Consider the following 8,633-nt stretch of genomic DNA (forward strand, 5'->3'; position numbering starts at 1 on the left):
TTTTTTTTTGTGCCGACAAGCAAGGTAACGAGCTGCAAGGCAGCTCCTTTTGATTGAATTGTATTGTAAACCCCACGCTTTCGCGCCATCGGAAGCTAACTGCTACGCATTTAGCTGATTCATTAGGAATGGAAGGAATAGAAAAAAAGCCTGCCGACCTTTTGTCTGCAGACTTTCATTTACTTAAAGATATTTATCTTGGTTGTCCTTGATATATGCCCGCGCTTTATCAAGTATATCGGCTATTTGACCTGATTCATATTCAAGCCATTCTGAAGCCATATTGGGATCCATATTGCCATGAGTAACATTTCCGATTACACGATCCAATTCGTTTGTTGCAGCATCAAGCTCTTTTACTAGTATTTCTTGTTCCGTTTCTTTAATTTGTAATGGCGATGTACCACATGTGACACAGGAATAATCTAAAAGGTTTTCTATCGGGATCTCATTTTCATTATTACAACCTCTGCATGTGACCATTAACGTTTCTTGATTCAGCATGCTTTAAACTCCTTCCAAATCATCGATCTCATACTCCACGATGTGCTTAAAAGTTCCATTGCTCATGATCTTTTCAAAAATCCATTCGACTTCGACATTTCTATCTTTAATACTGCGGACTTTACCAACCTTTTTTGCCCCTCGTACTCGTACATAGTCGCCTTCTCTCATCCATTGCCACTCCCGAAACCTAAAAGCTTTGCCTGCCGTAATATGCCGCCGTCACTAAATTCCAGCGCTGTGACCCTACATGGAAAAGGGACGCTGAGCCATCGAACGTCTGACTTCTTCATGCTGGCGGAAAGGGTAGGGAATGGACATTCTCCGGGATGCTGCTCCATGAATTGCTTCAGGACTTTTTTAGATGCAGCATCTATCCCTCCTACATGTCCTACGTAACGACCTTCATAACGTAGAACCAATCTGGAAACATAACCTGCTTTGAGCTTTATTCCAACGACATCCGCCACGATCCGGACTTCTTTTCTTTTCTTGAACATATACCGATGCTTTTTAGCTTCGACATACGGACTGTCCAATTTTCGGGAGATAATGCCTTCCCATTCTCGATCGTTAACCCACTCCCAAAGAGCTGGGCCATCGTATACCAAATCAGTGACAAACACGCGCGGCTGCTTTTCGGGAAATTTGGCAGCAAGTCTCTCGTAACGTTCCTTGAAGGGGAAAGAACGAATATCTTGTCCTTCATCGTAGAGCATATCAAACGCGACGAATATAAGATTTTCATCATATTTCTTGCGATTTACACCGACAAGGACGCGCTGAAAGTTTGGCCTTGTGCCGTCAAAGTACGCAATCTCGCCATCAAGTATACAAGCCCCGATCCGCAGCGGTCTCAAAAGTTCAATGATCTCAGGAAATCGATCGTTACGAGGTTCTACGCGCTTTGAAAATATTTCTACCCCACCGTTGCCGTCGAGCCTGACCAAAGTTCGCACACCATCCCATTTGATTTGATAACCCCAGTTAGGTCCTGTAGGTATATTTGGTGATGTGATAGGTGCCATCGGCACAACAGGCAGTTTCATTACAATGGTCATGATACGTTATCCTTTGATTTTGCTGTGCTTTTTCGTTTCCTCTTAGGAGGGGATGTATCGGGTTTCGTATTTGTTGCGTCTAAGCTTGCCTGCAGAGCGGACAGAAGATCAATGACATTCGATTTTCCTTGTGCAGTAGGAGCAGTGACGACATCCATGCTTTTACCGGCTACCTTTTGGTCAAACAGTTCAAGCAGGGCTGTACGATAATCGTCCGTATATTTATGAGGTTCAAATTTTTCACTAAGCTGCTCTACAAGCGCCATTGCCATTCCAAGTTCCTTTTCATTAACAACGGTTTGTGAGGGTAGATTGGGAACTTGAGAGAGAGAGCGTATCTCATCCGGATAATACATGGTTTCCATGCAAATGCAGTTATCAACGACACGGATTGCTGCAAGGCTGCTTTTGCTGCGTATGGATATTTTAGCTATGCCAATCTTACCTGTCTGCTTAATCGCCTCCAGCAGCAAGCTATAAGCTCCAGCTCCTGCCATATCGGGGGTGAGGTAATAGGCTTTTTGAAAATAGAGGGGATCGATATCCTTAAGATCAACAAAATCCAATATCTTGATTGTTTTCTCGGCTGCGACCTTGATGCTTTCGAGCTCTTCTTCTGTACTAATTACAAATTTGTCTTTCTCATACTCATAACCTTTAACGATTTCTTCTGTACCAATTTCTTTGTCGCAATGCTTACATGTTTTCGCATATGAAATCGGCATGCCACAATCTTTATGTAGGCTCCGGAAGTGAATGTCTTTGTCTTCTGTTGCGGTATACATTTTAACCGGTACGTGTACCAGACCGAAACTAATAGCGCCTTTCCAAACTGTATGCACAAATATCACATCCATTTTTTTATTATTAGGTTACCCTGGAATCGGAAAAACATACCAATTTACAGGTTGATCAAGGGTAGCAGCCATTTCTAACCTTTTCTTTTCCTAGCCTTGATTTTATTCCCCCAGTAGACCACCCACTAAACGCTAAAGCGAACCAGGAGAGCACTGGTTCCATTTAGCGTTTTTGCTTTGCTTTGCTCCGCAATTGTGGGTACCCGGTAGCAGAGAAGCGATGACAAATGCAAAAGACAGAAGAACAGGGAGCTCCTTTCGTTACTCTGCAGGAGCATCCCCAAAGAAAAAAGATAGCCGGTGAACTTCGCAATGAACGGACGCCGCAGGCTGCTGTGCTTCTGGATGTTTTCAATTGCTGTATCCTTGCCCCTAACGCAATCCGTCATCCTAGCCTGCCATTCAGAACCTTGTCGAGCTAGGGTGGCTTTTCTATGAACGCCATCCCTTCGGGCATACCCTTGCACGACAAGAACCTGCATAGCAAATTGGGCTATGACGGCTACGTTAGAAGGATATTCAGCTCTTTGAAAACCCCATACGCTTTGCAGATCGCCAGCGGCGGCTAACTGCTTGTTTCACCGGCAAGACCTTAAGGATTTCCGCTCATCGCCGCTTGGGCTAGACAGGCAAACGATACCGGATATTAGGGGTGGGTCTACATTATTTCATCTTATTGAAGATTGGATTTATCCGTTTACGAATTCAAAGGGCATTATCGGGCTGGATGAAAAACAAATTGGAATTGAGGCTGAAGAGCGATGATTAAAATGCAAAAAGAATCAGACGGACGCTGGATAGTTTGGGATACAAAGACACTGCGAGAAGCTACAATCGTGCGGATTGATGATTATTTTATGGGGAGGAAAATGAAAAGCCGCTACCGTGTTGATTACAAAGGGGTAACGGTTCAAACGATGATTGATCGCTTCCATACAGCAAAGACCGCAGCTAGTAAGCAGGTCAGATAGTCGAAACCCTGTGAGGGGTCGCTACCGGGTTAATCGCCGGAGCCTGATGATGATAGATTAAAGGAGAAATGCACTATGACTGTTCAAGAAAGATTTAAAGGACTCTATATTATTGCTGTTTGGGATGGTGAAGAGACTGAAGCTCTGGCAGTAACTGCCTATGACATGAAGGAAGCAAAAGCAACTGCGATTCAGCAAATAAAAGACAATCGTTGTGATGTGGAAAATGATGAGGAACCAAGGATCGATGAACGGTTCACTTTTGAAGTTACTTGCGCTGGCGATAAGAACGGTAATGTGTATGATGTGGATCTAAGATTACAAAGATAAGTTGTTATTTCATTTCTATGTTTTTATATTCGAGCTTGCTGAAGACCTAATGACGAAAAGGAGAGATTAATATGTTAATGACTAATGGGAAAATGAAGGTAACAAAATGGAACGAGGATTACGTAGAGGGGATCGATCATGAAGGTACTGCATTTATTCGGCCAACTTTTCGAGATGAGAGAGAGGATGCCTATTTCCAGCTTGATCAAACCGTTTGGTATGCGAAGGACTTTTTGACGGAAAGAGAACATCCCGTTCAAAGCATGTTGGATATCTCGACTGGGCACGTTTGCGAGGAGACCATTCATTTTTTACAGGCACAGGCCTATTTGCTAAATCCGGATTTCATCGTTTATGAAAAAGGGGAATCTGGGTTTTTCTTTCCAGTGACTCCGGAAGATCGGACTGATCTCCCAGAAGACTTGCAGCGCCTGCTGAGCTATGCGAATAATCGAAATTGCACATGGTGTATGTTGGAGTCAGATGGTCAAATCGTAAGCGATTTGCCGTTTGAGGAATGGGGGTAGGTCAGATGAAATCTGTACTTGTAATGAAAGGAGGGTTGGATGAATGAAAAAGCCATGCCCGTATTGCTCGCAAATGATGGTTGGCGTTAATTTGAAAAGACACATACCTGTATGCAATTACAGGCCAAAGCAAGCAAATCGGGATGACCACATGATGCGATAGATCGAAACAGCCAAATGGCTGTTTTTTGCGTCTGGAAAAGGTAACACCGCGATTTCATCCCAGTGTTTTTATTTGAGAAATAAGCTATGTTGCATTTGTTGCTTTTGTTGCATTTGTGGTATAATTGGAATAAATAATGAAAGGTGGTAAGTGAATATGCCATTAGTGGTAGACAAAGGATGGAAGACCGTTAGCCTCTTAGTCCAAGAAAATCATATTTCGGAATCTGAAGCGGTGTTCAAAGCTATGCTAGATCGCACCTTATTGAGATTACAGTTGCCAGCTTCTATCATTGAAGATCATGAATTCTCCGTTCCGGATAACCCTACTCTAGAGCAAATAGGGGAATGGGATTTACAAACGCAGTATCTTTTGAAATCAGGAAAGTATGAGGAAGCAATGGTATCGTTTACGAAAATGCTGCCGCTCATATCCGGACTTGCAAAGGTGGAGCCATCTGATCTTATTGCGCAGATATTAACTGCCATCTTAGAAGCTTCGAATCAAACAAATAAATATTTCGCACCTGCCGCAATTATGGTAAGAGAAATCGCGACAGATACAGAAAATAAGTACTGTACTACTAGCCAAGCTGCCGAGCGTTTAGGTATACATGTACAATCGGTTCGCCGCTTATGTGAGGCTGGTCGCTTCCGGGGGGCTTATCAAACCGATGGCGGTCACTGGCGTATCCCAAATACTGCATTCCGAACAACTGAAGAACAAGATAAACAAGCGAAAGAAACCCTTGAGCGATTAGATCGGATCACAGCGGAAAGGGGAGGAACTTTGAATGTTTCTAATGAACACACTGATGGCCGCTTTGATGAATCAGAGTACGAATTCTAATCCACCCCTACCTCGGGTATTTATCGACACAACGATTATGTGCGCAGCTCTACGGACCAACGGTCATGCTCGTCGATTGCTAAACGCAGCCCGATTCTTATATGTTCCGATCATCACAAACGTTTGCTTGTTTGAGTTTTACCGGAACGCATTGAACGGTCTTCAAGGGGTCAGATATACGTTTCATGATGTGTCTTCCTTCCTCGATGACTTTATTTACCCTCTAATGGAGGAAGGCGCAGTAAACAGTCTCTATAACCGGAATCACCTGGAATTCATGATTAATAACAATCGCCCGATCGGTGAGGTACTGGTTGAACTCACGGCTTGTACTCAAGAGCAAGCCGTGCAGATCATTAATCAAAAAGAGATGAACTTACCGCTTTCCCAATTCGACGAAAACGATTTTCATGTCTGGTCAAGCGCCATTCAACAAAATGCGGACTACATCCTTACTAGTAATACAAGAAAGTTTCCCTCCCAGATTGGAAAGATCCAACGCGTCTCGCCTTCGGAATTCTTGCAAAAGGTATTCAACCTACCCGATGATGCATTGTCCTAATACATACCAAATAGAGTAGGGGCTTTTCCTAAAGGAAGGCCCCTATCACTGTACCTCATTGATGATATTGCTTTGCACCCAATTCCCTCGCTCATTAGCTTTCTAGAAACTTACTCAAAAATGCTTTGATACGTTCCCAGAACGTGGACCGTACGCAGATTGACTACAGATTACTAAAATCATGGTTTGGATCCCCCAGTAGACCACCCACTATATTGAACTAAATGAAAAGATATTTAAGATTTATATTTCTTCCTCGTTTCTATGGCACCTTTAATTTCTCTTTCCTCATCAGATAGCATCTCAGCATATAGGGTAGCACCATTTTTTTTAATGTATTCCCGGACATTTACTCTTTCCCTTTTGATCTCCAGAAACAACTCAGCACCAGGAGGATATATTTCTAAGAAAAAAATTCTTAGTTGGTCAAATTCTGCAAACGATTTGATATCATTTTCAATACGCTTTGACAAATTATTTTCTCTTCTTAGCTTTTTAATTCTTTCATAACATGCTGCAACTGTTCGGACACGACGAAGGAATGCGTGTGCTTCTTCGGCTAATTTTGGATCATTTTCTTCCCCTTTTTCTACTATTTTTAGTAAGAGAACTAGCTCTTCTTGATAAGTCCATTCGAAATTAGAACGTGTATTCGATTTAATAAGTTCTATGGTGCATTGATCTTCGTCAACCAGTATCCCCAAAAGCTTTATCTCTTGTAGTACCCAATCTGCCGCTTCGTTTCTGTTATAAATCCCAAAATTCTTACTGGTAGTAGAAACCGAATATGAAAGTTGCATTGGATGGTATATATCGATCTTTTCATTAGACTTATTAATAAGTATTACTATTTCTTTTTCTCCTTTTTTTATTTTCATAGAAGAGCCACTGAACGAACCTTTAATAAACTCTCTAACTTCTTTCGATTTATCCATATTTATCATCCTTTTCAACTTTTTTAGACACAAAAAAACAGTTCTTTAGAGGGTATGTTTAAATTACGAACCCTTTTTATAGGGATCGCAACTTAGCCAATTAATAATTCCTCCAAAAAACTGTTGTTTTTTTCTATACTTTTATATTACTAGACCATCAGATAGTTGTAAATATATTCAAAAAGGTCCCGAAATACTTAATGAACAAGTCATGAGGAAACCAGGATTCTTGGTGTTTTTTTTTATTTCGGGCTGAAGAAAAGACGAAGTGGATCCATTTGATTGGTAAACGGCTATGCGGCGGAAAATCTCTGCCGCACTTCAGTTCAAATGGAAGCCCCGCTGAAGAACGCGGTGACACTGATTGGAATGGGTCCGCTAGCCAGCGGCATGCATTTCCGCTTTGCGTCAATAAAAACTAGAAGATAAGGGCAGGTCAACCAGCTTACGTTCCTCCAGCCGGTTTCCCCAAAGCCTACCGGATAACGGCGCATGTATCGGAGTCCGCGTTCCGTTCCGCTACTGGAGTTTTCAACCGCTGCATCCCTACCTATAACGCATTGGTCATCCTAGCCTGCCATACTGAACCTTGACGTGCAAGGGTGGCTTTTCTACGAACGCCATCCCTTCGGGCATACCCTTGCACGCCAAGAACCTGTATAGCAAATCGGGCTATGACCACTACGTTATAAGGATGTTCAGCTCTTTGAAAACTCCATACGCTTCACAGATCGTCAGCGACAGCGAACTGCTTGTTCTACCGGTAAGACCTTAAGGATTTCCGCTCATCGCCGCTCGGGCTAGAGCCACAAACGAAATCGGATGTCCGGGGTGGACCGAAAAATCAACAAGAATTGAAGGAGGATTTTCATATGAACAAAGTAATCGCTAAAAAGGTATTTGAGGCCATGATTTTCGTTTGGGATCTTGCTGATCGTGAACCAACTAATCGTCAATGTTGGGAGCAATTCTATGATATGAAGTTTTCTGTGATGGATGAAAAATTGAATGATGATGAGTTTTCTTCAGTAGTAGTTGAGCTGGTTGCCGCAGCGTTCATTGTCGAGGTTGAACGTCCATTCGTGACATTGTACGCCCCGACGAAAAAAGGTATTGCTCGGCTAGAGGCGGTAACCCAAGCAGCTTAAGATCGATTAGTAGATTGCTAGATTCACTAAATAGATAACTGGAGGGAAAGTAAATGACGAAAAAGATAATTGTAAAACACGGTGATAAAGACATTTTAAACACAAAAGGCGAAGAGATGGATGTTAAGAACTGGATTGGTTTTTTTAAAACAATCTCCGTTACTCGCTTTGACGGAGAGGTGCTAATCAGGGTAACGGACAACGATGAAGAGTATGATCGCAGTAAAATTTTAATCCCGACTCAGATGACCGCATGAGGCAGCCAGGGCAAAAAGACGGAAATGAACTTTTCTATAAAGATGATTGATAGCCGGCAGAGCGGATCTGAAGGCTATTTTTTATTGAAATGGAAGCCCCGCATAAAAACGTCACGGGGGCACTGATTGAATTTTGGCCTCTGGCCACTCCTGAAGGAAAAATCGGAAAAGCAGGTCAGCATGCCTGCATTCCATTCCGGCATCCAGACCCTAAAGAGTCCGGTGAACTTCGCAATGAAATGACGCCGCAGGCTGCTGTGCTTCTGGATGTTTTCAACCGCTGTACCCTTGCCCCTAACGCAATCCGTCAACCTAGCCTGCCATTCAGAACCTTGTCGTGCTAGGGTGGCTTTTCTACGAACGCCATCCCTTCAGGCATACCCTTGCACGACAAGAACCTGCATAGCAAATCGGGCTATGACGGCTACGTTAGAAGGATATTCAGCTCTTTGAAAACCCCATACGCTTT

At 42.9% G+C, this 8,633-nt stretch carries 15 protein-coding genes; 10 read left to right on the top strand and 5 right to left on the bottom strand.

All coding sequences use genetic code 11. The features are described 5' to 3' along the window. Nucleotides 1-183 precede the first annotated feature (183 nt). From AC787_RS32625 to AC787_RS32635, 4 genes are read right to left on the bottom strand one after another with little or no spacing between them, the layout of a single operon-like run. Nucleotides 184-504, bottom strand: coding sequence for a hypothetical protein (locus AC787_RS32625; RefSeq protein ID WP_054029159.1), 321 nt, complete (start codon nucleotides 502-504; stop codon nucleotides 184-186). 3 nt (nucleotides 505-507) lie between these two features. Next, nucleotides 508-675, bottom strand: coding sequence for a hypothetical protein (locus AC787_RS34330; RefSeq protein WP_161807608.1), 168 nt, complete (start codon nucleotides 673-675; stop codon nucleotides 508-510). Beyond that, entirely contained in the window at nucleotides 672-1,565 is an 894-nt protein-coding gene (locus AC787_RS32630; protein WP_054029160.1) for a hypothetical protein, read from the bottom strand. Before AC787_RS32630 ends, AC787_RS34330 begins: the two co-directional genes overlap by 4 nt. Beyond that, complete coding sequence (locus AC787_RS32635; protein WP_054029161.1) at nucleotides 1,562-2,407, bottom strand: Ku protein; 846 nt, start codon at nucleotides 2,405-2,407, stop codon at nucleotides 1,562-1,564. Before AC787_RS32635 ends, AC787_RS32630 begins: the two co-directional genes overlap by 4 nt. Nucleotides 2,408-2,649: 242 nt before the next feature. Here AC787_RS32635 and AC787_RS32640 point away from each other — a divergent pair, with 242 nt between their 5' ends. From AC787_RS32640 to AC787_RS32670, 7 genes are all read left to right on the top strand, one after another. After that, entirely contained in the window at nucleotides 2,650-2,844 is a 195-nt protein-coding gene (locus AC787_RS32640; protein WP_054029162.1) for a hypothetical protein, read from the top strand. Between the two features lie 151 nt (nucleotides 2,845-2,995). Then, a complete protein-coding gene (locus AC787_RS32645) occupies nucleotides 2,996-3,187 on the top strand; it encodes a hypothetical protein (RefSeq protein WP_054029163.1) in 192 nt (63 codons plus the stop codon). Continuing rightward, nucleotides 3,184-3,393 (top strand): hypothetical protein, encoded by a 210-nt coding sequence (locus tag AC787_RS32650; RefSeq protein ID WP_054029164.1) that lies wholly within the window; start codon nucleotides 3,184-3,186, stop codon nucleotides 3,391-3,393. The genes AC787_RS32645 and AC787_RS32650 overlap by 4 nt, the downstream gene beginning before the upstream one ends. A 75-nt stretch (nucleotides 3,394-3,468) precedes the next feature. Next, entirely contained in the window at nucleotides 3,469-3,723 is a 255-nt protein-coding gene (locus AC787_RS32655) for a hypothetical protein (RefSeq protein ID WP_054029165.1), read from the top strand. A 71-nt stretch (nucleotides 3,724-3,794) separates the two neighbouring features. Continuing rightward, nucleotides 3,795-4,250 (top strand): hypothetical protein, encoded by a 456-nt coding sequence (locus AC787_RS33590; protein WP_054029166.1) that lies wholly within the window; start codon nucleotides 3,795-3,797, stop codon nucleotides 4,248-4,250. A gap of 319 nt (nucleotides 4,251-4,569) precedes the next feature. Further along, nucleotides 4,570-5,262, top strand: coding sequence for a helix-turn-helix domain-containing protein (locus tag AC787_RS32665; RefSeq protein WP_054029167.1), 693 nt, complete (start codon nucleotides 4,570-4,572; stop codon nucleotides 5,260-5,262). Next, entirely contained in the window at nucleotides 5,207-5,824 is a 618-nt protein-coding gene (locus AC787_RS32670) for a PIN domain-containing protein (RefSeq protein WP_235561192.1), read from the top strand. The genes AC787_RS32665 and AC787_RS32670 overlap by 56 nt, the downstream gene beginning before the upstream one ends. A gap of 236 nt (nucleotides 5,825-6,060) precedes the next feature. Here AC787_RS32670 and AC787_RS32675 read toward each other — a convergent pair whose 3' ends face one another. Then, on the bottom strand, nucleotides 6,061-6,759 hold the full coding sequence (locus AC787_RS32675; RefSeq protein ID WP_054029168.1) for a hypothetical protein: 699 nt from the start codon (nucleotides 6,757-6,759) through the stop codon (nucleotides 6,061-6,063). An 872-nt stretch (nucleotides 6,760-7,631) separates the two neighbouring features. On the opposite strand from AC787_RS32675, the gene AC787_RS32680 reads away from it, so the two are divergent. The 3 genes from AC787_RS32680 to AC787_RS32690 all read left to right on the top strand — a co-directional run bounded on the left by AC787_RS32680 (nucleotide 7,632) and on the right by AC787_RS32690 (nucleotide 8,508). Continuing rightward, nucleotides 7,632-7,907 carry a hypothetical protein gene (locus tag AC787_RS32680; RefSeq protein WP_054029169.1) on the top strand — a complete coding sequence of 92 codons (276 nt, stop codon included), beginning with the start codon at nucleotides 7,632-7,634 and terminating at the stop codon, nucleotides 7,905-7,907. 53 nt (nucleotides 7,908-7,960) lie between these two features. Next, nucleotides 7,961-8,164, top strand: a complete 204-nt coding sequence (locus AC787_RS32685) for a hypothetical protein (protein ID WP_054029170.1) — start codon at nucleotides 7,961-7,963, stop codon at nucleotides 8,162-8,164. An 89-nt stretch (nucleotides 8,165-8,253) separates the two neighbouring features. Further along, nucleotides 8,254-8,508, top strand: a complete 255-nt coding sequence (locus tag AC787_RS32690; RefSeq protein WP_054029171.1) for a hypothetical protein — start codon at nucleotides 8,254-8,256, stop codon at nucleotides 8,506-8,508. The last annotated feature ends 125 nt before the right edge of the window (nucleotides 8,509-8,633 follow it).

The organism is Bacillus sp. FJAT-28004 (assembly GCF_001280845.1).
Taxonomy (GTDB): domain Bacteria; phylum Bacillota; class Bacilli; order Paenibacillales; family Paenibacillaceae; genus Pristimantibacillus.

Bases quoted from the DNA above. Each gene is read 5' to 3' on its own strand.
- AC787_RS32625 (WP_054029159.1), bottom strand. From the start codon at position 504: ATGCTGAATCAAGAAACGTTAATGGTCACATGCAGAGGTTGTAATAAT.
- AC787_RS34330 (WP_161807608.1), bottom strand. From the start codon at position 675: ATGAGAGAAGGCGACTATGTACGAGTACGAGGGGCAAAAAAGGTTGGT.
- AC787_RS32630 (WP_054029160.1), bottom strand. From the start codon at position 1,565: ATGACCATTGTAATGAAACTGCCTGTTGTGCCGATGGCACCTATCACA.
- AC787_RS32640 (WP_054029162.1), top strand. From the start codon at position 2,650: ATGCAAAAGACAGAAGAACAGGGAGCTCCTTTCGTTACTCTGCAGGAG.
- AC787_RS32650 (WP_054029164.1), top strand. From the start codon at position 3,184: ATGATTAAAATGCAAAAAGAATCAGACGGACGCTGGATAGTTTGGGAT.
- AC787_RS32655 (WP_054029165.1), top strand. From the start codon at position 3,469: ATGACTGTTCAAGAAAGATTTAAAGGACTCTATATTATTGCTGTTTGG.
- AC787_RS33590 (WP_054029166.1), top strand. From the start codon at position 3,795: ATGTTAATGACTAATGGGAAAATGAAGGTAACAAAATGGAACGAGGAT.
- AC787_RS32665 (WP_054029167.1), top strand. From the start codon at position 4,570: ATGCCATTAGTGGTAGACAAAGGATGGAAGACCGTTAGCCTCTTAGTC.
- AC787_RS32670 (WP_235561192.1), top strand. From the start codon at position 5,207: ATGTTTCTAATGAACACACTGATGGCCGCTTTGATGAATCAGAGTACG.
- AC787_RS32675 (WP_054029168.1), bottom strand. From the start codon at position 6,759: ATGGATAAATCGAAAGAAGTTAGAGAGTTTATTAAAGGTTCGTTCAGT.
- AC787_RS32680 (WP_054029169.1), top strand. From the start codon at position 7,632: ATGAACAAAGTAATCGCTAAAAAGGTATTTGAGGCCATGATTTTCGTT.
- AC787_RS32685 (WP_054029170.1), top strand. From the start codon at position 7,961: ATGACGAAAAAGATAATTGTAAAACACGGTGATAAAGACATTTTAAAC.
- AC787_RS32690 (WP_054029171.1), top strand. From the start codon at position 8,254: ATGGAAGCCCCGCATAAAAACGTCACGGGGGCACTGATTGAATTTTGG.